General features: G+C 62.0%; 21 protein-coding genes and 4 tRNA genes. 5 read left to right on the top strand and 20 right to left on the bottom strand.

The genetic code is table 11. The annotated features are described in order from the left end of the window. Positions 1-7: 7 nt before the first annotated feature. Genes ACP6KB_RS08285 through ACP6KB_RS08265 form a run of 5 tightly spaced genes read right to left on the bottom strand, consistent with a single transcriptional unit; the run spans position 8 to position 3839 of the window. Entirely contained in the window at positions 8-838 is an 831-nt protein-coding gene (locus ACP6KB_RS08285; RefSeq protein WP_442113260.1) for a DUF2797 domain-containing protein, read from the bottom strand. Beyond that, entirely contained in the window at positions 835-1095 is a 261-nt protein-coding gene (locus ACP6KB_RS08280) for a YeaC family protein (RefSeq protein ID WP_133211015.1), read from the bottom strand. Before ACP6KB_RS08280 ends, ACP6KB_RS08285 begins: the two co-directional genes overlap by 4 nt. A gap of 13 nt (positions 1096-1108) precedes the next feature. After that, entirely contained in the window at positions 1109-1981 is an 873-nt protein-coding gene (locus ACP6KB_RS08275; protein ID WP_442113259.1) for a rhomboid family intramembrane serine protease, read from the bottom strand. Beyond that, entirely contained in the window at positions 1978-2949 is a 972-nt protein-coding gene (locus tag ACP6KB_RS08270) for a metallophosphoesterase (RefSeq protein ID WP_442113258.1), read from the bottom strand. Before ACP6KB_RS08270 ends, ACP6KB_RS08275 begins: the two co-directional genes overlap by 4 nt. Continuing rightward, positions 2949-3839, bottom strand: a complete 891-nt coding sequence (locus ACP6KB_RS08265) for an NAD(+) kinase (protein WP_107022970.1) — start codon at positions 3837-3839, stop codon at positions 2949-2951. Before ACP6KB_RS08265 ends, ACP6KB_RS08270 begins: the two co-directional genes overlap by 1 nt. A 136-nt stretch (positions 3840-3975) precedes the next feature. Between ACP6KB_RS08265 and ACP6KB_RS08260 the strand changes: the two genes are divergently transcribed. Further along, positions 3976-4920, top strand: a complete 945-nt coding sequence (locus ACP6KB_RS08260) for a DUF1853 family protein (RefSeq protein ID WP_442113257.1) — start codon at positions 3976-3978, stop codon at positions 4918-4920. A 76-nt stretch (positions 4921-4996) separates the two neighbouring features. Here the strand turns inward: ACP6KB_RS08260 and ACP6KB_RS08255 are convergent, their stop codons facing one another. Further along, positions 4997-6280 carry an arsenic transporter gene (locus ACP6KB_RS08255; protein ID WP_442113256.1) on the bottom strand — a complete coding sequence of 428 codons (1284 nt, stop codon included), beginning with the start codon at positions 6278-6280 and terminating at the stop codon, positions 4997-4999. 169 nt (positions 6281-6449) lie between these two features. On the opposite strand from ACP6KB_RS08255, the gene ACP6KB_RS08250 reads away from it, so the two are divergent. Beyond that, on the top strand, positions 6450-6998 hold the full coding sequence (locus tag ACP6KB_RS08250) for a cytochrome b (protein ID WP_442113255.1): 549 nt from the start codon (positions 6450-6452) through the stop codon (positions 6996-6998). Here the strand turns inward: ACP6KB_RS08250 and ACP6KB_RS08245 are convergent. Further along, positions 6995-7891 carry a 1-aminocyclopropane-1-carboxylate deaminase/D-cysteine desulfhydrase gene (locus tag ACP6KB_RS08245; RefSeq protein WP_442113254.1) on the bottom strand — a complete coding sequence of 299 codons (897 nt, stop codon included), beginning with the start codon at positions 7889-7891 and terminating at the stop codon, positions 6995-6997. The genes ACP6KB_RS08250 and ACP6KB_RS08245 overlap by 4 nt on opposite strands. A 72-nt stretch (positions 7892-7963) precedes the next feature. Next, on the bottom strand, positions 7964-10000 hold the full coding sequence (locus ACP6KB_RS08240; RefSeq protein WP_442113253.1) for an oxidoreductase: 2037 nt from the start codon (positions 9998-10000) through the stop codon (positions 7964-7966). A gap of 193 nt (positions 10001-10193) precedes the next feature. Between ACP6KB_RS08240 and ACP6KB_RS08235 the strand changes: the two genes are divergently transcribed. Further along, on the top strand, positions 10194-11315 hold the full coding sequence (locus tag ACP6KB_RS08235) for a nitrilase-related carbon-nitrogen hydrolase (RefSeq protein WP_442113252.1): 1122 nt from the start codon (positions 10194-10196) through the stop codon (positions 11313-11315). 7 nt (positions 11316-11322) lie between these two features. Next, positions 11323-12363 (top strand): AraC family transcriptional regulator, encoded by a 1041-nt coding sequence (locus ACP6KB_RS08230; RefSeq protein WP_442114276.1) that lies wholly within the window; start codon positions 11323-11325, stop codon positions 12361-12363. Between the two features lie 215 nt (positions 12364-12578). Here the strand turns inward: ACP6KB_RS08230 and ACP6KB_RS08225 are convergent, their stop codons facing one another. Then, entirely contained in the window at positions 12579-13451 is an 873-nt protein-coding gene (locus ACP6KB_RS08225; protein ID WP_442113251.1) for a DUF2242 domain-containing protein, read from the bottom strand. A 269-nt stretch (positions 13452-13720) separates the two neighbouring features. Between ACP6KB_RS08225 and ACP6KB_RS08220 the strand changes: the two genes are divergently transcribed. After that, complete coding sequence (locus tag ACP6KB_RS08220) at positions 13721-15274, top strand: methyl-accepting chemotaxis protein (RefSeq protein WP_442113250.1); 1554 nt, start codon at positions 13721-13723, stop codon at positions 15272-15274. A 187-nt stretch (positions 15275-15461) separates the two neighbouring features. On the opposite strand, the gene ACP6KB_RS08215 is transcribed toward ACP6KB_RS08220, so the two are convergent. The 11 genes from ACP6KB_RS08215 to accD form a co-directional block, all read right to left on the bottom strand. Continuing rightward, positions 15462-15538: transfer RNA gene (locus ACP6KB_RS08215), tRNA-Asp, on the bottom strand. A 112-nt stretch (positions 15539-15650) separates the two neighbouring features. Continuing rightward, positions 15651-15727, bottom strand: a tRNA-Asp gene (locus ACP6KB_RS08210). A gap of 98 nt (positions 15728-15825) precedes the next feature. After that, positions 15826-15902: transfer RNA gene (locus tag ACP6KB_RS08205), tRNA-Asp, on the bottom strand. A 77-nt stretch (positions 15903-15979) separates the two neighbouring features. Beyond that, positions 15980-16055: transfer RNA gene (locus tag ACP6KB_RS08200), tRNA-Val, on the bottom strand. 180 nt (positions 16056-16235) lie between these two features. After that, the gene (locus tag ACP6KB_RS08195; RefSeq protein WP_442114275.1) at positions 16236-16994 is read right to left on the bottom strand and encodes an SDR family oxidoreductase; all 759 of its coding nucleotides are present in this window, start codon (positions 16992-16994) and stop codon (positions 16236-16238) included. Between the two features lie 11 nt (positions 16995-17005). Further along, a complete protein-coding gene (locus ACP6KB_RS08190) occupies positions 17006-18217 on the bottom strand; it encodes an O-succinylhomoserine sulfhydrylase (protein ID WP_442113249.1) in 1212 nt (403 codons plus the stop codon). 15 nt (positions 18218-18232) lie between these two features. Beyond that, positions 18233-19738: an amidophosphoribosyltransferase gene (gene purF / locus ACP6KB_RS08185; protein ID WP_442113248.1), complete on the bottom strand. Its 1506-nt coding sequence runs from the start codon at positions 19736-19738 to the stop codon at positions 18233-18235. Between the two features lie 41 nt (positions 19739-19779). After that, positions 19780-20334: a CvpA family protein gene (locus ACP6KB_RS08180; protein ID WP_442113247.1), complete on the bottom strand. Its 555-nt coding sequence runs from the start codon at positions 20332-20334 to the stop codon at positions 19780-19782. A gap of 99 nt (positions 20335-20433) precedes the next feature. Next, a complete protein-coding gene (locus ACP6KB_RS08175) occupies positions 20434-21117 on the bottom strand; it encodes an SPOR domain-containing protein (protein WP_442113245.1) in 684 nt (227 codons plus the stop codon). Beyond that, entirely contained in the window at positions 21101-22408 is a 1308-nt protein-coding gene (gene folC / locus ACP6KB_RS08170) for a bifunctional tetrahydrofolate synthase/dihydrofolate synthase (protein ID WP_442113243.1), read from the bottom strand. The genes ACP6KB_RS08175 and folC overlap by 17 nt, the downstream gene beginning before the upstream one ends. Next, a complete protein-coding gene (gene accD / locus ACP6KB_RS08165) occupies positions 22405-23325 on the bottom strand; it encodes an acetyl-CoA carboxylase, carboxyltransferase subunit beta (protein WP_442113241.1) in 921 nt (306 codons plus the stop codon). Before accD ends, folC begins: the two co-directional genes overlap by 4 nt. Positions 23326-23393 lie beyond the last annotated feature (68 nt).

The following is a 23393-nucleotide window of genomic DNA, read 5'->3' as shown; positions in this document are numbered from 1 at the left end:
GGTCCTTTTACTGATGCACGGCGAGCTGGTACGCCGTGTACTTGCGAATATTGATCACACCGGTATCGAAGATCAGGTACTGGCCCTTGATCCCCAGCAACGTGCCTTCGGCCACGGGGTTCTTGTCCAGGTTGAAGCTGACGATCTTGCTCGGGTAGGCCTCGACCGGATAGCGGATTTCCAGCACTTGCGCGTCGGTCAACGGCTGGATGGCCTGTAGGCCAAATCGCGCCTGCAAGGCACTGAAGCCCTCGGCACAGCTGTCGAACAGTTGCTCGCGCACGGCAAGCAGATCAACCGCTTCGGCATCGCCCTTGAGCAAGGCGCGCCAGTTAGTGCGGTCGGCTACCTGGCTGCGGAACAGGTCTTCGACCAGCCCCGACTGCTGACGGGTGGCCACCCGCACGATCGGCAGCGCCTGGCTGGCGCCCTGGTCGAGCCAGCGCGTTGGCAACTGGCTGGCACGGGTGATGCCGACCTTGATACCCGAGGAGTTGGCCAGGTAAACCACATGATCGGTCATGCAGAACTGCTCGCCCCAGCTTGGTTCGCGGCAGGTGCCTTGATCGTAATGGCATTTTTCCGGGGCCATGATGCACACGTCACACTGGGCCAGTTTGGTCATGCACGGGTAGCAGTACCCTTGACTGAAACTGGTCTTGGTCTTGCGACCACAGTGGCTGCAATGGATGGCACCGAGGTATTCCAGGCGCACGGTGGTGCCGATCAACGGATTGACCGGCACTTCCTGCTCGCCCAGACGAAAAGCGTACTGCACCCCCGACGCGTCGAGACGCGCCGACATTTTACTGATGGAGCCGCGGCCAAGTTCGATCAATGGATCGCATCCGACTTGAACAGGATGTTCGGCACCGGTGCCGACTTCGAGCTGCACTCTTGCGGGCCCATGTAGCCGGTGCGCTGCTCTTCAGGCAGGTTCTGGATTTCCCAGGCAATCACCGCCTGCAGCGACAGTTCTTTCTGCTCGGTGGTGAGCTTGCGCCCATCCGCCCATTTGCCCAGCTCTACGGCCAATTTCAGGCTCTCGTAGATTTCCGGGGTGATGTTCTCGATCATTTGCGCAAAAGTGGACATAGTGTCTCCCAAATCAAGCCGTCAGTTTACGCCGGGCCAGCGCCCCGCCCAAGAGCCCGCTGAGGCAGCCGACCAACAACCCGCCAACATGCGCGGCGTTGGCGATCTGGCCAAAGCCCAGCAGGCTGACCAACCCGGACAGGCACAGCAGTAGCCAGACCAGCATCATCACCAGCACCCCGCGCGGCATGCGATACACCGGGTTGGGCGCCAGCCATTGGTACAGCCAGACGTGCCCGAGCAGGCCGTACAGCACACCCGACAAGCCGCCGAACAGGCTCGGGCCACCGAACAGGTACTGCGCAGCGTTGGACACCAGGCTGAACAGCAGGGTCAGGCTCAACAGCGACCAGGGGCCCTGACGCAATTCGATGCGCCGGCCCAGCTCCCAGTACCACAGGGCGTTCATGGCCAGGTGCAGGATGCCGAAATGCACCAGCATCGGCGAGAACAGCCGCCACCACTGGCCATCAGCAAGGCTCGCGGTCAGCGGGGTGAAGTACAGGTAGTCGCCCTGTACACGAAAATCGAGAAATGTCAGCCAGCTCAGGGTGGCGTAGTTGTCACCCAGGCCAGTCAGCCCGGCCACGATCAGGCACAGCAACAGCACCACGGCAGTGGCTTTGCTGGCTTGTAGCTGTTGGGCGAAACCCGGTCGTGCCGGTGGCGTCAGAGCGCTCTGCTCGGGCAACTGGAAATCGGCATCGCCCTCGGGAAAACGCTGGTACAGCTCGCGCACATCGTCGGCCAGGCTTTCTGCCACCCACAGCACCTGCTCGCCGCCCTCCTCGCTGACCCGGTGTGGCACCTGCAGGCGCCGTAGCAGGCCGACAAAGCCACTCAGGTCGATGTTCAAGGGCATGCGTAACACCACCACTGCACTCATTGGCTGGCCTCCGGCCGGTCGACATCAACCCAGACGAACTTGCGCGGGTCGATTCGGGTTTCGTCATCGAGTCGGTAAGCGACCAATTTGCCGTACAGCACTGCACTGTAGTCCAGACAGGCCAGGTTGGAACGGATCGGCGCGGGTCTGCCACTGCGCCAGTAGTGCCCGACGAACAACATCGGTTCGTCTTCGCCATAGCGCAGCAAGGCATTCTTCTGACTGTGGCTCAACGGTGTACTGGCGACTTTTTCGGGTAGCGCATCCGGCTGGAACACAATGTCGCCATAGGTCTGTGGGTCATCTTCCCAGAACTTGGTCCGGAAGAACGCCCGCGTCAGGCCGTCGCCGCCGGTCAGGGTGAGGCCGTCCGGCAGGCGCATGTCGGTGCCACGGAGCAAGCGGTTGCAGACTGTCGCGGCAAAGCTGTCAGGCACCCCGGAGGCCTGGATGAAGTGCTCATCGATGCAGCCGTCCGGGTGCTGCTGGCGCAACGGCTCGATCAGCCGCGGGTCCCAGCAGGCGTGGACCAGACGGAAGCGGCCGGCATCGAGAAACAGTGGCAGCTCATAGAACCACTCGAGAAAATCGTGCCAGTCGCCCGGGTGTTTCTCGAACTGGGTCAGGGTCTCGTAGATCAGGCGCCCGTGGCGCGGGTTGTGCTCACGCACGAACTGCTTGCCGGTTTCCGGCAAGGCCGGGGTGTTCCAGCCCAGGGCGTTGTACTCATGATTGCCCATGATGCAGCGTGCCTGACCGGCATCGACCATGTCGTGGACGATATGCAGCGCCTCGCGAATCCGCGGGCCACGGTCGATGATATCGCCGAGGAACAACGCCTGGCGCTGGGCATGGCGCCACACGCCGCCCTGACGCTTGTAGCCGAGGGCATCGAGCAGACGCTCCAAGGTGTGTGCACAACCGTGCACGTCACCAATCAAGTCGTAACTACGGGCTGGATCGAGCATCACTCGCCTCCACCACCCAGGCGGCTGCCCCAACCGAGTTTGGTCCGGCAGACCTCGTAGTAATTGTGATCCAGCGGGTGGATCAGGCGCAGCTTCTGCGGCTTCTTGTTCACCGTGATGGTGTCGCCCGGCGCGCAGGTGAAGTGGTTTTGACCGTCACAGGAGATCTGCGGGTAGATCTGCAGGTCTTTGGACACCACGATCTTCAGCTCGCTGTTGCCATCGACCACAATCGGCCGCCCCGACAGGGTGTGCGGGTACATCGGCACAATGACGATGGCGTCGAGTTTAGGGTGCATGATCGGGCCACCGGCCGACAGCGCGTAGGCGGTCGAACCGGTCGGCGTTGCGACGATCAGGCCGTCGGCCTTCTGGCTGCAGACGAACTGGCCATCGATGTAGATCTCGAATTCGATCATCCGCGTGGATTTGCCAGGGTGCAGCACCACATCGTTGAGCGCGTCGCCCTGGCCAATGGCTTCGGCATGGCGGCGTACTTCAGCTTGCAGCAGAAAGCGGTTCTCCACCAGGTAATGGCCATCGAGCACTTCGGCGACTTTCACCTCCAGCTCGTCCGGGCGGATATCGGTGAGAAAGCCCAAGCTGCCGCGGTTGATGCCCAGTACCGGGGTATTGTGCTTGGCCAGGGCGCGGGCCGCACCCAACAGGCTGCCATCACCACCAACGACGATAACCAGGTCACAAACCTCGCCCAACAGCTTGCGCGATGAAGTCTGCAGGCCGTGGCCGGGCAGGACTTCGGCGATGGTGTCCTCAAGGATGACGTGCAGGTGGCGCTCGAGCAGGAATTTTTTCAGTCGGCGAATGGTATCGAGCACCTGGGAACTGCCGAGGCGGCCGATGATACCGATATTGCGAAATTGCTCCATGGGGCTCCTGCTAGGCGCTACGGCGGGTAAAAAGGCGAGGTACGCCAAAGAGTTCGATTATGGGCGAAAGCGCCGGGTGGCAGCAAACGCTGGAGAAAATCAGCGGCCCGGCAGGCTAAAGCGCTATGCTCGCTGGATGAACCCGTTCCCCGGCCTGACCGACCTGCCCCGCCAGCTGCGCCAGCCTCAGGTGCGCGACCTGGCGTGGGTGATCCTTGCCCCGCCGATGCTGCAGCAAACACCCTGGCCGCAACGCCATCCGCTGGCCGCCAGTGACTGGGTTGCGCACCCTGAGCGCCTGCAGCAATGGCTGTATGCGCTGGATCGCGACAGCAGCGCACTGCAACACTGGCTGGCGCAGGCCACCACGCGGCGTTTAGGGTTGTACTACGAAAGGCTATGGCAGTTTGCCTTGCAACAGGCGCCCGGGGTCGAGCTGCTGGCCGCCAACTTGCCGATTCGCACCGCAGGCCACACCCTCGGCGAGCTGGACCTGCTGCTGCGTGATGCCGAGGGTGTGCACCACCAGGAACTGGCCATCAAGCTCTACCTGGGGCCAGCGGGTGGCGATGGCCACGATCCTGCGCACTGGCTGGGCCCCGGCTGCCACGACCGCCTGGACCGCAAGCTTGCGCACCTGGCCGATCACCAGTTGCCAATATCTGCCCGGGCCGAGAGCCGCGAGGCCCTGAGCGCCTTGAACATCGAGCAGTTGAGCGCCCACCTGTGGCTGGCGGGCTACCTGTTCTACCCCTGGCCCGGGCATGCCGACGCGCCTGAAGGTGCGCACCCGCAGCATTTGTGCGGGCAATGGCTGCATCAACGCGACTGGCCGGCGTTCGTCGAGCAGCGTCTGGAGGGGTGTTGGCAACCCTTGCCACGCGAGGCCTGGCTGGCCCCGGCACGCTGTGCCGAAGGACAGAACTGGAGCGAGGCGCGGATGAGCGACTGGCTGCGCGCCCTCGACCCACTGGCACCTGCACAACTGCTGGTACGCCTGGTGCAGGGCGTAGACGGCGAGTGGGAGGAAGCGCAGCGGGTGTTTCTGGTGTCTGACCTGTGGCCGAATCTGCCGGGCTGAGGGCAACCGGTGGGAGCGGGCTTGCCCCGCGATCGCAATCCGTCTGACGCACCGCTATCGCGGGGCAAGCCCGCTCCTACAGCCCCAAGCGCAGCGCCAACGCCGCCAAGGTCAGCAACAACACCGGCACCGTCAGCACAATTCCGACCTTGAAGTAGTAACCCCAGCCAATGGTCACGCCCTTGCGCTGCAATACATGCAACCACAACAAGGTGGCCAGGCTGCCGATCGGGGTGATTTTCGGCCCCAAGTCGCTGCCTATCACGTTGGCGTAGATCATCGCCTCCTTGACCACCCCCGTGGCCGAGCTGGCATCGATCGACAGCGCGCCGATCAACACCGTCGGCAAGTTGTTCATGACGGACGACAACAGCGCGGCCAGCAGCCCCGTGCCCATCGCTGCGCCCCACACGCCGCCCGCCGCGAAGCTGTCGAGCCAACCCGCCAGGTAGTCGGTCAGCCCGGCATTGCGCAGGCCGTAAACCACCAGGTACATGCCCAGAGAGAACACCACAATGTGCCAGGGCGCTTCCTTGAGCACTTTGCGGGTGGAAATTTTGTGCCCGCGCGCCGCCACCAACAGCAACACCAGGGCGCACACCGCAGAGATTGCGCTGATCGGGATGCCCAGCGGTTCCAGGGCAAAACAACCGACCAGCAGAATCACCAGCACCAGCCAACCGGCAACGAAGGTTGCCGGATCCTGCACCACGCTTCGTGGCCGATCCAACTGCAGCGGGTCATAGTCGGCCGGGATGTCGCGGCGGAAATACCACAGTAATACCGCCAGGGTCGCCAGCACGCTGACCAGGTTGACCGGCAGCATCACCGCGGCATAGCGGTTGAAACCGATACCGAAGAAGTCGGCCGAAACGATGTTGACCAGGTTCGACACCACCAACGGCAAGCTGGCAGTGTCGGCAATGAAACCGGCGGCCATGACAAACGCCAGGGTCGCCGCCGGGCTGAAGCGCAAGGCCAACAGCATCGCCACTACGATCGGTGTGAGGATCAGCGCCGCGCCGTCATTAGCGAACAACGCCGAGACCAATGCCCCGAGCAACACGATAAAGCAGAACAGGCGCCGCCCACTGCCGCGCCCCCAGCGCGCCACATGCAGCGCCGCCCAGGCGAAGAAGCCGGCCGCGTCGAGCAACAGGCTGATGATGATCAGGGCGATGAAGGTACCGGTGGCGTTCCAGATGATCTGCCAGACCACCGGAATGTCACTCCATTGCACCACACCGCTGAGCAGCGCCAACAGCGCACCGCCCGTGGCGCTCCAACCGACGCCCAAACCACGGGGCTGCCAGATCACCAGGGTAATGGTCAGCAGGAAAATCAGCGATGCCATCAGCATTACACAAGCCTTGAAAACGAATTCGATGAAGCGGCGAATTCTAGCGACAGATCAATTCACGGTTAGCAATTTTTTGTTGCAATAAGCAAGCAATCGTCCCCCCAACGATTACAGTGACTTTAACTGCGCCAACAGAGCGTGGACTTTGACCTGACCACGAGGAAAGACCATGACCGTGAACACACCCCAGGCACGCTACAGCGGCCTGTCGATTACTTTGCACTGGTTAATGCTGGTGCTGCTGGCAGCGGTGTACGCCCTGATCGAACTGCGCGGGCTGTTCCCCAAAGACAGTGTTGAACGCAACCTGATGAAAGACCTGCACTTTATGCTCGGTCTGACAGTGTTCGTGCTGGTCTGGCTACGCCTGGCCCTGCGCCTGAGCCGGCCGACGCCGCCCATCGTCCCGGCACCGCCCGCCTGGCAGACCGGCCTTGCACACCTGATGCACCTGGCCTTGTACCTGTTGATGATCGGCCTGCCGATTGCCGGCTGGTTGATCCTCAGCGCCGCCAACAAACCGATCCCCTTCTACGGCTTCGAACTGCCCGCGTTGATCGCACCGGACCCGGATCTGGCCAAATTCATCAAAGGCTGGCACGAACGCATCGGCAGTTGGGGTTACTGGCTGATCGGCCTGCATGCCCTGGCCGGGCTGTTCCATCACTATGTGCAGCGTGACAACACCCTGCTGCGCATGCTGCCGCGCAACGATTAAGTAAATCCACGACGGCCCTGCAGACCGCCAGTGTGCAGAAAGATCAGGCGTGTGCCGGGGGCAAACGCGCCACGTTCAACCTGTTCACGCAGCGCCAGCAGGGCCTTGCCGGTGTACAACGGCTCCAGCGCCATACCCGATTCGGCCTCGCAGGCGTCGATAAACCCGAGCAAGGTCTCATCGACCTTGGCAAAGCCGCCGCGACAGGCCGGGTACAAACGGTAGCCATGGTCCCCGGCGAGCGCTTGCACCTGAGCCGGTACGCCGTGGTCCAGCGGCAGCGCCAAGGCACCATGCACCTCACGCGCCCCTGCTTCAGCCAGCACCAAGCCGGCCAGGGTGGTACCGGTACCCGCCGCCAGCCACCAACCGTGGTAATCCGACCAGCCCAAGGCGGCCAATTGCCTGCGGGCTTGCTCGACGATCAACGCGCAGCCTTTGGCGCCCAAGGGGCCGCCACCGCCTTCAGGAACGCAATGCCAACCCGGGTAGTGAGCCTGCCAGGGCAACCAGAAATCCGCCTGATGGCGCGCGCGATAGCCGGCATAACCCAGCCAGTGCAACTGCATGCCGAACGCCTGCAAGTCACGGACGGTCGCGGTGTCCTGAACATGCCCACGCAACAGGCCTGCCGTGGCGAAACCGAAGCGTTTGCCAGCCGCCGCCAGAGCATGCAGGTGATTGGAATGCGCACCGCCCAGGCTGATCACGCCCGGCGCTTGTGCGCGCTGGGCCAGGCGCAGATGCTCAAGAAGCTTGAACCACTTGTTGCCGCTGATCAGCGGGTCGATCAAGTCCAGGCGCAGCACCGCCAGCTCGACGCCGAACGGGCGTAGCCAGCTCAGGTCGAGGCGCTGCAAAGGGGCGTTGGGAAGTGTGTCAAAACCCGTCATTTTCAGATCACTGCCGCAGGGAAGCGGCAGTTTAACAGCGCGGCGGAGTGGGCACCCCGCCGCGTACACCACTCAGAGCTCGGCGGCCAGGCGTGAACCCTGGTTGATCGCACGTTTGGCATCCAGCTCGGCCGCCACATCGGCGCCGCCGATCAGGTGCACCGAATGGCCGGCCGCCAGCAGCCCTTCCTGCAGTTCGCGCAGCGGGTCCTGACCGGCACAGATCACCACGTTGTCGACCGCCAGTACCTGTGGCTCACCTTCGGCGATTCGGATATGCAGGCCCGCATCATCGATGCTCAGGTAGTCGACGCTGTTGAGCATCTGCACCTGCTTGTTCTTCAAGCCGGTACGGTGAATCCAGCCGGTGGTCTTGCCCAGGCCATCGCCCACCTTGGTTTTCTTGCGCTGCAAGAGGAACACCTGACGTGCCGGTGCATGCGGTTCGGCCTTGATCCCGGCCACACCGCCGCGCGCCTGCAGCGCGGTATCGATACCCCACTCCTTCCAGAACGCTTCACGGTCCAGGCTGGTGGCCTTGCCCTGATGCACGAGGAACTCGGACACGTCAAAACCGATGCCACCCGCGCCGATCACCGCCACACGCTGACCCACCGGTTTGCGCTCAAGCAGCACATCCAGATAGCTCAGTACCTTGCTGTGCTCGATACCTGGAATCGCCGGCACGCGCGGGGCGATACCGGTGGCCAGGATGATTTCGTCAAAACCGCCGGCAGCCAGTTGCTCGGCACTCACGCGCGTATTCAGGCACAGCTCGACACCGGTGGTTTGCAGCTTGCGCTTGAAGTAACGCAGGGTCTCGTAAAACTCTTCTTTGCCCGGCACACGCTTGGCGACGTTGAACTGACCGCCGATTTCACTGGCCGAATCGAACAGCGTGACTTGATGGCCGCGCTCTGCCGCCACCGTAGCGGCCGCAAGCCCAGCTGGGCCGGCACCGACCACGGCAATCTGCTTGACCTGGGTGACCGGCAGGTAGTTGAGCTCGGTTTCATGGCAGGCCCGCGGGTTGACCAGGCAACTGGTCAGCTTGCCGCCGAAGGTGTGGTCCAGGCAGGCCTGGTTGCAGCCGATACAGGTGTTGATCTCGTCGCTACGACCGGCCGCGGCCTTGTTGACGAACTCAGGGTCAGCCAGGAACGGGCGCGCCATGGAGACCATGTCGGCATCGCCATCAGCGAGAATCTGCTCGGCCACTTCCGGGGTGTTGATACGGTTGGTGGTGATCAACGGGATTTGCACCGCGCCACGCAGCTTGGCCGTCACCTTGCTGAAGGCCGCCCGTGGCACCTTGGTGGCAATGGTCGGGATCCGCGCTTCGTGCCAGCCGATACCGGTATTGATGATCGTCGCCCCGGCTTTTTCGATGGCCTGGGCCAGTTGCACGATTTCGGCCCAGTCACTGCCGCCCTCGATCAGGTCGAGCATCGACAGGCGGAAGATGATGATGAAGTTCGGGCCAACGGCCTCGCGCACGCGACTGACGATCTCTACGGCCAGACGCATGCGGTTTTCATAACTGCCGCCCCAGCGATCGGTGCGATGGTTGGTGTGGGCGGCGAGGAACTGGTTGATGAAGTAACCTTCCGATCCCATGATTTCGACGCCGTCGTACTCAGCGCTTTGCGCCAGCAGCGAGCAATTGACGAAGTCCTGGATCTGCTTTTCGATGCCTTCTTCATCAAGCTCATGGGGCTTGAACGGGTTGATCGGTGCCTGGATCGCACTCGGTGCCACCGACTTGGGGCTGTAGGCATAGCGCCCGGCGTGCAGGATCTGCATGCAAATCTTGCCACCGGCCTCATGCACGGCCTGGGTGACGATGCGGTGCTTCTCGGCTTCTTCCGGCGTGCTCAGTTTGGCAGCGCCCGAATACACCCCGCCCTCCACGTTCGGCCCGATGCCACCGGTAACCATCAAGCCGACACCGCCACGGGCGCGCTCGGCAAAGTACGCCGCCATACGCTCGAAACCACCGGGTTTCTCTTCCAGGCCGGTGTGCATCGAACCCATCAGGGTACGGTTGCGCAAGGTGGTGAAGCCCAAATCCAGCGGGGCGAGCAAATGCGGGTAACGAGCGGCGGTCATAGTGAACTCCACAACAGGCCTAATCACGGGATGCGGGCGCCTCACCAAGGCTGGCGGGGCCCGTCAGTTATCTGAGGCCGACATTAAAGAGCCCGCTCATCAGGCTCAATGACCGAAAATGACAAGTTATTGATCCTAATGCACCCGAGGACTACCCTTAGGACCGAATCCCTTGTTGGCGCTGTGCTGCTTCATGCGAAAACTTCTGTTAGGCGCCCTGGCGCTAGTTGTCATTGCTGCGCTCTGCGGCTACGGGTTCTGGACCGAGCAGCGGCCGGCAGGCCATTACCTGTCTGACCTGCGTATCGAACTGGCCATGAGCGAAGGCGTTCCCGCCGACCACGGCAACTTGCTTGGGGTCGAGCCGCAGCTCAATCCCAGCGACTACCAGAACCTGCAACGCCTGCACCGCAAGCTGGCGGCGTATCTGGAGCAGGCGCGCGCCCAGGGCCTGATCAACACCCGCACCATTGTCATCCTGCCCGAGCACATCGGCACCTGGCTGTGGGCGCGCGGCGAAAAAAACGAGCTGTACCAGGTCACCCAGCGCCGTGATGCCTGGCAATGGCTGGAAGTCAGCAACCCGCTGCGCTATGGCCTGGCCATGCTCAACGCCGAGGGTGACGACCGCCGTGCCGATGCTCACCTGCGCATGAAGGCGCAGCAAATGGCCAGCGATTACCAACAGTTGTTTGGCGGCCTGGCCAAGGAATTTGGCGTCACCCTGGTGGCGGGCTCGATTGTCTTGCCTTCGCCACGGGTCGAGCACGGCGTCCTCAAAGTCGGCTCAGGGGCGCTGTACAACAGCAGCCTGGTGTTCGCTGGTGACGGCTCGGTACTTGGCCAGCCTCAACTGCAACAACACCCCGATGGCGACGTACGACGCTACATCGACAGCGGCACCGACCAGCCGCCACAAGTGTTGCAAACCCCGGCCGGACGCCTGGGCGTGCTGATCGGCAGCGACAGCTGGTACCCAAGCAATCAGCAACAGCTGGCCAATCAGTCGGCACAGATCATCGCCAACCCGGCATTCCTCGGCGGCAAAGACAGCTGGAACGGGCCCTGGCGCGGCAACCGCCATCAGCCGCTGGCGACCAGACTGCCGTTCAAGCCCGGCGAAGTCAGCGAGGCCCTCGCCTGGCAACAGCTGACCTTGAACGCCAACCCCTCGAACATGATCAGCATGAGTGTGTTCCAGCGCGGGCGCTTCTGGGACGTGGTTGCTGACGGGCATGGCTTTGCCAACCGCGCAGGCGTCACGCTGAACGGCAACAGCAGCTCCGGTGCGCGTCTGCTGAACCTGTGGTTGTAGGTGGATGATGAACCGCCCACGGATGCGCCTGGGAGACCTCTCAGTCGGGTTTATCCAATGCCTGAGTGAAACCCTGCACCAGCGCGGTATCGACTCCACAGCGCTGTTGCAGCGCTATGGTCTGGACCATGCTCGTCTGGCCGAAGCGGGTGCCCGCTTGTCCATCGCCCGCTACATGCACCTGGGCCACACCGCCATCGAACTGAGCGGCGATCCGGCGCTAGGCCTGCACATGGGCCGCCGCAGCCGCCTGAGCCATGCCGGACTGGCTGGCGTTACTGCCGCCCAAGCGCCGACTGTGGGTGAAGCCGCACGCACCTTGCTGCGCTTCGAGCCGCTGTATGCCAGCAACTACCGTGGCCGCTCAAGCTTTCATGAAGACAGCAACGGGGCCTGGCTGCGCTTCTACTCGATCAGCCCCTACAACGCCTACAACCGCTTTGTCGTGGACTCGCTGTTATCCGGTTGGCTGGCGCAGTTGTCGGACCTGGTGGCGGTGGACATTGTCGCCGATCGGGTAGAGATCGAGTTTGAGCCACCGGAGTACGCTGCTGACTACCAGGCGCTGTGCAGCAGCCCGATACAGTTTGGCGCGCAGACCAACCAGTTGCGCTTGAGCCGAGCCAGCCTGGCCCTGCGCAACCCAGCGCATTGCCCCAGCACCTGGCGGCATTTGCTGAACCTGTGTGAGGCAGAACTGGAACAACGCACGCGGATTCGCAGCCTGAGCGAGCGCATTGCCCATTTGCTCGGGCCGTTGCTCAATGGCGGACGTGAACCGGATCTGGAAGAAGTGGCGCGCCACCTGCAACTGCCCACCTGGACCTTGCGGCGCAAACTGGCTGAGGAAGGCATGCAGTTTCGCGCCATTCTCAATGACACCCGGCACGACCTGGCGATGACCTACATCCGCGACACGGAATTGGCCTTTGGTGAGATTGCCTACCTGCTCGGGTTTGCTTCGGCCGAAGCCTTCCAGCGCGCATTCAAGCGCTGGAACAGCATGACCCCAGGGGAGTTTCGCCGCAGTCAGCGGCGTACCGGCTGAAACTACAGCTCGGTGGCGTCCTCGGCAGGCTCGAGCGGGTCGAGTTCAAAGGCGCGGTATTCGAGTAGTTCTTCTTGATAATCGTCCATTATCTGCTCCGTCGTTTTTCATTCTATTCATTGATTCGTCAACGAGCCTAAAGTGCCGCGATGACAGAAAAATGACAATGACGCTTATCAAAACAACGTAGCAGCTAATGGAAAAATTACCTGCCGCTACTGCGGCGCCTGCTCAGGGCTGCTGGCAGGCACTACCGGGGCGGTGCTCGATACCGGCTCAGCCGGTGCAGGCGCCGGCTGCTCAACATTGATCGGCGTCGCCTCGCTGGGCGGCGCTACGGGCTTGGAACCGGCACTGTCGTCGACGACAGGCGCCGCAGGGGCTTCGACCACGGGCACCGCTTGAGATGGCGCAGGCTCAACGGCAGCGGGTGCCGGTGCAGGCGCTGCAGGCTCGACCGGTGCCAGGGCGGCAGGCGCCGGCGCAGCGGCGCTTTCAGGCACACCCAGTGCGGGCGCAGGTTGTTCCGGCGACTTTTTCAGCGACAGCTTCTTTTTCTGCTCTTTGGGCAGAAAGCTTTCCACCAGCGCGAAGTAGCGCTCGTAGAACTTGGCCGAGGTAACGGTTTCGCTGGCCACTTTGACCATCGAGTCGTCTGTGGAGCCAATCGGCATCGACAACGAGCCCAGCACCCCTACCCCGACGCTGGCCGAGGTATTGGATTTCTTCAATGCATAGCGGTCCTGCAAGGCATTGGCGAACATGGTCGAGCGCAGTTCATCGCCGCTGTCGCGGGCACACACCACGTTGAAGCTGATTTGCAGGTGCGACTCGCCGGTCTGCTGGAAGCTCTTGTTGCCAATCACCTGCCCGGCATCGCTGTTGGTGATGATGTAGCCCTGACTGAGCAATGCCCGCCGCGCAGCCTCACAGCTACCCGCTTCGCTGACCGGGAAGCTACGCGAATAGGTACCCGAGTCGTCGAAATTCTCGTGTTCGTAAATGGCAGCTTTCTTTGAAGAACAGCCAGCAACACCCGCCAGCACCAGGGCCAGCCCCAGCGCACTGAAGACGGTTGACTTTGACATTGCAAATCCTGAGTAAAACGATCAGGGCCTATTGTGCAACACATCGGCAGATCACTGGAACCGCAGCCGGGCCATCACCGCAGAAAATTCACCGGAAAAACCGCAAATCAGGCACTTGAGCGGCGCGCCGCCGGTCGAAAAAGCCTTGAGTCCATCGAGCAAACGATTTGTTGCAATCGGCAAGATAACAGCGCTTTTTCCCGAGCAATGTCCGACTACGCTGGCATGAGGCCAGCATTCACTTCAACAGGACAACAGGAGTTACCTCGGTGAAAAACGTATCAGTGAAAATGAAGCTGCTGCTTGGCTTCACCCCCATTCTGGTGCTGATGGTGCTCCTCGCTGTCACCGCCATCAACAGCTTGAACACCTTGACTCAGCGCGCCGACAGGCTGGTATCGGTCAACTACATCCTCGACAACCTCAATGAAATGCGCGCTGCCCAGTTGAGTTTCGAAATACGCCGTGAGGCCACCTTTGCCAGCCAATTGGAGTCCGCCTACCAACAAACCCGGCAATTGCTCGATGAAAACCTCAAGCACCTGGCGGACGCCGACTCGCAGCGCTTGTTGCGCACCACCCGCGAGGACCTGCAGCGCTATCTGGAGCAGTTCCAGCAGTTGCAGGCAGCAGCCGCCAACAGCCCGCAGTCCATAACGCTGCACGAGCAACTGCTGGACACGCTGCACACAGGGCTCAAGGCGATCAACCAACTGATCACCCTACAGAACCAGCGTAGCGAAGAGCAGGCCAGCCACAGCCGCACCTTGATGCTCTCCCTGCTGTTCTGCGCCCTGGTGTTGGGCGGCATCATCAGCGCGCTGATCATTCGACAAATCACCCGTCCCTTGGGCCAGGCCCTGCAGATTGCCCAGCGTCTGGGTGAAGGTGATCTGACCAACGCCAGCCATGAGCCGCGCCGCGACGAATTCGGCCAACTCCTGCAAGCGCTGACGCAAAGCAGCACTAACTTGCGCGAGATGCTCGGCCACACCGGCACCGTCACCCGTCAACTGTCCAGCGCCGCCGAAGCGCTATCGACCATCACCGAACAGACCAGCGCAGGCATCAACAGCCAGAAAATCGAGACCGACCAAGTGGCCACGGCCATGAGCGAGATGGTCGCCACCGTTCAGGACGTCGCACGCAACGCCGAATACGCCAGCGAAGCGACCCGCCAGGCCAATAGCCAGGCCCATCAAGGCGACCAGGTAGTGCGCAGGGCTGTGGCGCAGATCGAGCAACTGGCCGCGGACATCGGTAGCTCGACTCAAGCCGTCAACGTGCTGTCAGCAGAAAGCGAACGCATCAGCAGCGTCATGACCGTCATCAACGCCATCGCCGAGCAAACCAACCTGCTGGCGCTCAACGCAGCCATTGAAGCGGCACGGGCGGGTGATGCCGGACGTGGATTTGCCGTGGTCGCCGACGAAGTGCGCGGATTGGCCAAGCGCACCCAGCAGTCCACCGCCCAAATCGAAGCGATGATCGTCTCGCTGCAGCAAGGGGCGCAAAAAGCCGCCGAGATGATGCACAGCAGCCATCAGATGGTGGGTGCCACGGTAGCGCTGGCCAATGAGGCCGGCATTGAGCTGCAAGCCATCAGCCAGACGGTTACCAGCATCCAGACCATGAACGTGCAGATTGCCACAGCGGCCGAACAACAAAGCGCTGTGGCCGAATCGATCAATCGAAGTGTGCTGAGTGTCCGCGATGTCGCGGAACAGTCGTCCACCGCCTCGCAGCAGACTGCGACCTCGTCGATGGAGCTGGCGCGCCTTGGCAACGAGCTGCAACAGCTGGTGGCACGTTTTAGAGTATGAGTGCAGTGGGATGAACGGATTTGTAGGAACGGCGGTGCGGCGACCCGACCTGTCTCGCGATTGCGGTGCGTCAGTCATATTGCATCGCGGGGCAAGCCCGCTCCCACAGGGGGGGCAAGGCAGTTGCTCCCACCGCAACGGGCACAAAAAAAGCGACCCGGGGGTCGCTTTCTTTGTGACTTCAATATGGCGCAGCGGACGGGACTCGAACCCGCGACCCCCGGCGTGACAGGCCGGTATTCTAACCGACTGAACTACCGCTGCGTGTCGTGCAAACCTGGATCGCGAAACCACCGCTGATCTCAGGCACAAAAAAAGCGAACCTTAGGTCGCTCTTCTTGTAGCTTCGAGGAGTTCAAGGGCCTCGAAGCAAATATGGCGCAGCGGACGGGACTCGAACCCGCGACCCCCGGCGTGACAGGCCGGTATTCTAACCGACTGAACTACCGCTGCGTATCGTACAAGCTTGCGCTTGCTTGAAACTGGGATCTGGCCTGAAGGCTTCGGTGCCTTCGGACCTCAAACCGGTCATTGACCGATCTGGAGAAAAATGGCGCGGCGGACGGGACTCGAACCCGCGACCCCCGGCGTGACAGGCCGGTATTCTAACCGACTGAACTACCGCCGCGCAGTGTGGACTTGCGTCCGGTTCCTCTCAGGTGACGCCTTCTTGCGAAAGTGTCGAACCAGGAACATCTCAGGAAGTGGTGGGTGATGACGGGATCGAACCGCCGACCCTCTGCTTGTAAGGCAGATGCTCTCCCGGCTGAGCTAATCACCCGTGTGCTTCGCTGAGGTGGCGAAATTTACGCAGGTATCGAACCTAAGTCAATACCCCTGTTGAAGTTTTTTTCACGGAGGTGAAAAAAACAGCTGCAAGGGATGAGCTTCAAGCGGCAAGTAAAAGCAAAATCCAAAGCACACCGCGAACCACTTGAAGCTTGCAGCTTACAACTTGAAGCTACCGGTAAATCATCTTCTTGGTCATGCCACCATCGACCACGAACTCTTGCCCGGTAACAAAGCCTGCATTGCGCGACAACAGCCAGGCAACCATGGCTGCAACGTCTTCCACGGTCCCTACCCTGCCCGCCGGATGCTGGGCATGGTCGCTTTCGGTCAGTGGCTCGGCACGGCGCTGGGACGGATCACGCGCATCGATCCAGCCAGGGCTTACCGCATTGACACGAATTTCCGGACCCAGGCTGACCGCCAACGCATGGGTAAGGGCCAATAGCCCGCCCTTGCTCGCCGCATAGGCTTCGCTGTCAGGTTCTGATTGCCCGGCACGGGTAGACGCCAGGTTGACGATGGCGCCGCCATGGGCGCGCAGGTACGGCGCGCAGTGTTTGGCCAACAGCATCGGCCCACCGAGGTTGACCGCCAGCACCCGATTCCAGTGCGCAAGGCTCAGGGTTTCGAGGGTGGTGTTGTGCGGATCGGCAACCGCGGCATTGCACACCAATGCATCAAGGCGACCGAACTGGCCGAGTACTTCGGCCACAGCGGTTTTGACTTGAGCCTCATCGGCGACGTCCATGGCGATGAACCAGGCGTTGTCGCCCAGTACCTTGGCAGCCTTGGCACCGCGCCCGCGATCCAGATCGGTAAGCACCACCTGCCAGCCCTCGGCGATCAGCCAGGCAGCAATGCCCAGGCCAATCCCTCGGGCCGCGCCGGTGACCAGGGCGACACGGCCATTATGGCTGTTGTCGCCCACCGACCAGTCGATCACAGCGCCGCCAGACCGCGGGCCAGGTCGGCTTGCAGGTCAACCACATCTTCCAGGCCTACCGCGACGCGGATCAGGCTGTCGCGAATGCCAGCGGCCTCACGCTCTTGCGGCGCCAGACGGCCGTGAGAGGTGGTGGCTGGATGGGTGATGGTGGTTTTGCTGTCACCCAGGTTAGCGGTGATCGAGATCAAACGGGTGGCGTCGATAAAGCGCCAGGCGCCCTCTTTGCCGCCCTTGACCTCAAAGCTCACCACGGCACCGAAACCGCTCATCTGGCTTTTCGCCAAAGCGTGCTGCGGATGGCTTGGCAGCCCGGCGTAGTGCACCTTCTCGATACCTTCCTGCTGCTCCAGCCATTCGGCCAGGGCCTGGGCATTGGCACAGTGGGCGCGCATGCGCAAGTTGAGCGTTTCCAGGCCCTTGAGGAAGATCCACGCGTTGAACGGGCTCAGCGACGGCCCGGCCGTGCGCAGAAAGCCCACCACCTCTTTCATCTGCTCGCTGCGCCCGGCAACCACACCGCCCATGCAACGGCCCTGGCCGTCGATGAACTTGGTCGCCGAGTGCACGACGATATCGGCGCCCAGCTTCAGCGGCTGCTGCAACGCCGGGGTGCTGAAGCAGTTGTCGACCACCAGTTGCGCGCCCTTGGCGTGAGCGATCTCGGCCAGCGCCGCGATGTCTACCAGTTCGGCCAACGGGTTGGATGGCGATTCGACGAACAGCAGCTTGGTGTTGGCCTTGATCGCTTGCTGCCAACCGGCGAGATCCGCCAGAGGAACGTAATCGACCTGGACACCGAAGCGCTTGAAGTACTTCTCGAACAGGCTGATGGTCGAACCGAACACACTCTGGGAGACCAGTACATGGTCACCCGCGCTGCACAAGGCCATCACCGTCGACAGGATCGCCGACATGCCCGTGGAGGTCGCCACAGCCTGCTCAGCGCCTTCCAGGGCGGCAATGCGCTCTTCGAAGGCACGAACGGTCGGGTTGGTGTAGCGTGAATAGACGTTGCCTGGAACCTCGCCCGCGAACCGCGCAGCGGCATCGGCCGCTGTGCGGAACACATAGCTGGAGGTGAAGAACAGCGGATCGCTGTGCTCACCTTCCGGCGTGCGATGTTGGCCGGCGCGTACCGCCAGCGTATCGAAAGCGACCCCTTCGAGGTCGCTGTCCAGGCGCCCGGCATCCCATTCCTGTGTCATGCCGCTGCTCCTAAATCAATTGTTGTAGAGGTCGATGATCGCGCTGACCGCCTGATTCTTGACCTTGGAGGCATCGTTACGCGCCTGCTCGATCTTGTTCAGGTAGGCCTCGTCGATGTCGCCGGTCACGTATTTGCCGTCGAACACCGCGCAGTCGAAATGCTCGATCTTGATCTTGCCACCCCCCACAGCCTCGATCAGGTCTGGCAGGTCCTGGTAGACCAGCCAGTCGGCGCCGATCAGCTCGGCGACATCTTCGGTGCTGCGGTTGTGAGCGATCAGCTCATGAGCGCTCGGCATGTCGATGCCGTAGACGTTAGGGAAGCGTACCGCCGGCGCCGCCGAGCAGAAGTAGACATTCTTCGCCCCGGCTTCGCGGGCCATCTGGATGATCTGCTTGCAGGTGGTGCCACGGACGATGGAGTCATCGACCAGCATCACGTTCTTGCCGCGGAATTCCAGCTCGATGGCGTTGAGCTTCTGGCGTACCGACTTCTTGCGTGCCGCCTGGCCAGGCATGATGAAGGTGCGGCCGATGTAGCGGTTCTTGACGAAGCCTTCACGGAACTTGACGCCCAGGTGGTTGGCCAGTTCCAGCGCAGCGGTACGGCTGGTATCAGGAATCGGAATGACCACGTCGATGTCGTGATCCGGGCGTTCGCGCTGGATCTTCTCGGCCAGCTTCTCACCCATGCGCAGGCGCGCCTTGTACACCGAAACGCCGTCGATGATCGAATCGGGACGGGCCAGGTACACGTGCTCGAAGATGCACGGCGACAGTTGCGGATTGGTTGCGCACTGACGGGTGTGCAATTTGCCTTCTTCGGTGATGTACACCGCTTCACCCGGCGCCAGATCGCGAATCAGGGTAAAGCCGAGGACGTCGAGGGAGACGCTTTCGGAGGCGATCATGTACTCGACGCCTTCGTCGGTGTGGCGCTGACCGAAGACGATCGGACGGATGCCATTCGGGTCACGGAAGCCGACGATACCGTAGCCGGTGATCATCGCCACCACCGCGTAGCCACCGACGCAACGGTTGTGTACATCGGTCACGGCGGCGAACACGTCTTCTTCGGTTGGCTGCAGCTTGCCGCGCACCGCCAGCTCGTGGGCGAAAACGTTGAGCAGCACTTCAGAGTCGGAGCTGGTGTTGACGTGACGCAGGTCGGACTCGTAGATCTCCTTGGCCAACTGTTCAACGTTGGTCAGGTTGCCGTTGTGCGCCAACGTGATGCCGTAGGGCGAGTTGACGTAGAACGGCTGAGCCTCGGCCGAGGTCGAGCTGCCTGCGGTTGGGTAACGCACGTGACCAATGCCCATGTGCCCGACCAGGCGCTGCATATGGCGCTGCTGGAACACATCACGCACCAGGCCGTTGTCCTTGCGCAGGAATAACCGGCCGTCATGGCTGGTCACAATACCGGCAGCGTCCTGGCCGCGGTGCTGGAGGACGGTTAGCGCGTCATACAGCGCCTGATTGACGTTCGACTTACCGACGATACCGACGATGCCACACATGCGACGCAACCCCTACTTAATGAAACTGGACTGAGCAGCTTTCAAGGCGTTTTTGGCCCCAGAAGCTGTTCCTTGAACGGGAGATCAGCCGGTGCGCTGATTCCGCTGGCTAGCCACTGACTGGTGAACCCCAGAATGAGGTTTTTCGACCAATCAGCCACCAATAGAAATTGTGGTATCAGGCGTGATTCCTGCCACCACTGATCTTGTTGTACCGGCCCCAGGCTCAACAGCCCGACAGCCACTACCACCAGCAAGGCCCCACGGGCGGCACCGAAGGCCATGCCCAGGAAGCGGTCGGTTCCGGAAAGCCCGGTAACGCGAATCAGCTCGCCGATAAGAAAGTTGATCATGGCCCCCACCAGCAAGGTGGCGACGAAAAGAATGGCGCATCCGGCAATGACGCGGGCCGATGGCGTCTGGATATAGGACTCCAGGTACTGCGACAGCGAACCACCGAACATCCAGGCCACCGCACCGGCAATGATCCAGGTAAGCAGCGACAAGGCCTCTTTGACAAAGCCGCGCTTGAGACTGATCAGCGAAGAAACGGCGATGATTGCGAAAATCGCCCAGTCGACCCAGGTAAATGCCACAGTGTTGCCTGCAAACGGATAAGGCGGCGCATTTTACCAGAGCAACGGGCTATCGGTAAGCAGTGATTTGCCGCCCGGCTCTGGCCGGGCGACGAGCAATCAACTGCGCTCGGGCTGGAAGCGCACGATAATGCCGTTCAGCTTCTGCTGGCGGCTGATCACATCACGCAGGCGCTCGGCCTCGGCACGCTCGATCAACGGCCCGACGTACACCCGGTTAAGACCGCCAGCGGAGCGGATGTAGGCGTTGTAACCCTGGCTGCGCAAGGTTTTCTGCAGGCTTTCGGCACCGGCGCGGTTGGACAGGCTGGCCAATTGCACCGACCAGCTGACCGGCAGACCATTGGCGTCGATCTTGCCCGCCGCAGGCTTGGCCGCAGCAGCCACGGCAGGCGCTGGCTTGACCTCAGGCTTGGCCGCTGATGGCGGCGTGGCAGGCTTGGCGGCAACGGCTGGTGCAGGAGCAGGTGTCGAGGCTGGAGCCGGAGCAGGAACCGCTGCGGGAACTGGCGCGATCGGTGTACTCGGCGCCTGCACGGGCGCTGTGGATTCGTCGACGATCACCGGGTTTTCATCCGGCAGCACCTGTGGCTCAGGTACCGCCACAGGTTCAACCTGCACTTGCGGCATGCTTGGCGCTGCCGGGGCTTGCGGCGCGTCGACGCGCACCTGCCGCATTTCATCTTCACGCGAGAACAGCATCGGCAAGAAGATCACCGCCAGCGCCACCAGCACCAGCGCCCCGACCATGCGTTGCTTGACCACTTTATCCAGCAATGCCATCTGCCCCTTCCTCCATGGCGTGCCGCTCCAGCCACTGCAGGGCTTCGCCGACACAGAAAAACGATCCGAACAGCAGAATTTCATCATCCGCCGTTGCCAGCGCAGCTTGACCGTCAAGGGCTTCGGCGACACTGGCATACGCGGTCACTTCAGCACCGAGATTCGCCAGCGCCGTTTCAAGCTCTGCGCCAGGACGACTGCGCGCCGTGCCCAGCGGCGCAACGGCCCAGCCCTGGACGGCACTCAGCAGCGGCTGCACAACACCAGCCAGGTCTTTATCGGCCAACAGGCCAAACACTGCCAGACGCTTGCCCGCTACCGGCCGTGCCGCCAGGCGCTGCGCCAGGTACTCGGCTGCGTGCGGGTTGTGGCCGACATCCATGAGGATAGTCAATGCCTTGCCCTGCCAGCGAAACGCCCGACGATCCAGACGACCAACCATGCGCGTGGCGCGCAACACGCCGGCAATCTGTTCGGCATCCCAGGGCAGGTCCAGCAGCAGGTGGGCCTGCAAGGCCAGCGCGGCGTTTTCCATCGGCAGATCGAGCAGTGGCAAGTCGTGCAACTCGACCTGCTGGCCTCGGCTGCCCACTCCTCGCCACTGCCAGTAGCGGTCAGTGCTGGCCAGATCGAAATCACGGCCGCGCAACAGGAACTGGCAATTGAGCTCACGCGCCTTGTCGAGCAAGGGCTGCGGCGGATTGAGGTCACCGCACAAGGCCGGTTTGCCCTGACGGAAGATACCGGCTTTTTCGAAGGCTACCGATTCACGGGTATTACCCAGGTAATCGGCATGATCAACGCCGATACTGGTAACCAGCGCCATATCGGCATCGACGATATTGACCGTGTCCAGACGCCCGCCCAGACCGACTTCAAGCACCACGGCATCCAGGGCCGAGCGCTTGAACAGCCAGAACGCCGCCAGCGTGCCCGCCTCGAAATAGGTCAGGGAGATCTCGCCACGGGCCGCTTCAACAGCGGCAAAGGCTTCGCACAGCTGCTGATCGTCAGCTTCCTGGCCGTCGATCTGCACCCGCTCGTTGTAACGCAGCAGGTGCGGCGAACTGTAGACCCCGACCTTGAGGCCCTGGGCACGCAGCAACGCGGCGACAAAGGCGCAGGTAGAGCCTTTGCCATTGGTGCCGGTCACGGTGATTACCCGTGGCGCCGGCTTGTCCAGCCCGAGCCTGGCTGCAACCTGTTGCGAACGCGCCAGGCCCATGTCGATGGCCGAGGGGTGCAACTGCTCGAGATAGGCGAGCCAGTCGCCAAGGGTACGTTGGGTCATACGGTGGCAGGCGCCGGCGGAACGACGATCGGCTCAAGCACAGGCTCGACGAACTTCGGCGTCGGCAGGCCCATCATTTGTGCCAGCAGGTTGCCCAGACGCTGACGCAGTTCCTGACGCGGGATGATCATGTCGATCGCACCGTGCTCGAGGAGGAACTCGCTGCGCTGGAAGCCTTCTGGCAGTTTTTCACGCACGGTCTGCTCGATCACTCGCGGGCCGGCAAAGCCGATCAGGGCTTTTGGCTCACCAACGATAACGTCGCCGAGCATTGCCAGACTCGCCGAAACACCGCCGTAGACCGGGTCAGTCAATACCGAGATGAACGGAATGCCTTCTTCGCGCAGACGCGCCAGCACTGCCGAGGTCTTGGCCATCTGCATCAGCGAGATCAGCGCTTCCTGCATACGCGCGCCACCGGAGGCCGAGAAGCAGACCATCGGGCAACGGTTTTCCAGGGCATAGTTGGCGGCGCGAACAAAACGCTCACCGACGATGGCACCCATCGAACCACCCATGAACGAGAATTCGAAGGCGCTGACCACCACCGGCATACCCAGCAGGGTACCACTCATGGAGATCAGGGCGTCTTTTTCACCGGTTTGCTTCTGCGCGGCGCTCAGACGGTCCTTGTACTTCTTGCCATCACGGAATTTCAGGCGATCGACCGGCTCCAGGTCGGCACCCAGTTCGGCACGGCCTTCAGCATCGAGGAAGATGTCGATACGAGCACGTGCGCCGATACGCATGTGATGGTTGCACTTGGGGCAGACATCCAGGGTCTTTTCCAGCTCCGGACGATACAGCACGGCCTCACAGGACGGGCACTTGTGCCACAGCCCTTCAGGTACCGAACTCTTCTTCACCTCGGAACGCATGATCGATGGGATCAGTTTGTCTACTAACCAGTTGCTCATGCTTTCTTTCTCCAGTAACGGCGACCGGCAGGCTTTGGCTGCCAGGTTCGCACGTATGCCCTTGAGCT

Source organism: Pseudomonas sp. NUPR-001 (assembly GCF_052147955.1).
GTDB lineage: Bacteria > Pseudomonadota > Gammaproteobacteria > Pseudomonadales > Pseudomonadaceae > Aquipseudomonas.
This window is presented reverse-complemented; position numbering and strand designations above follow the sequence as displayed.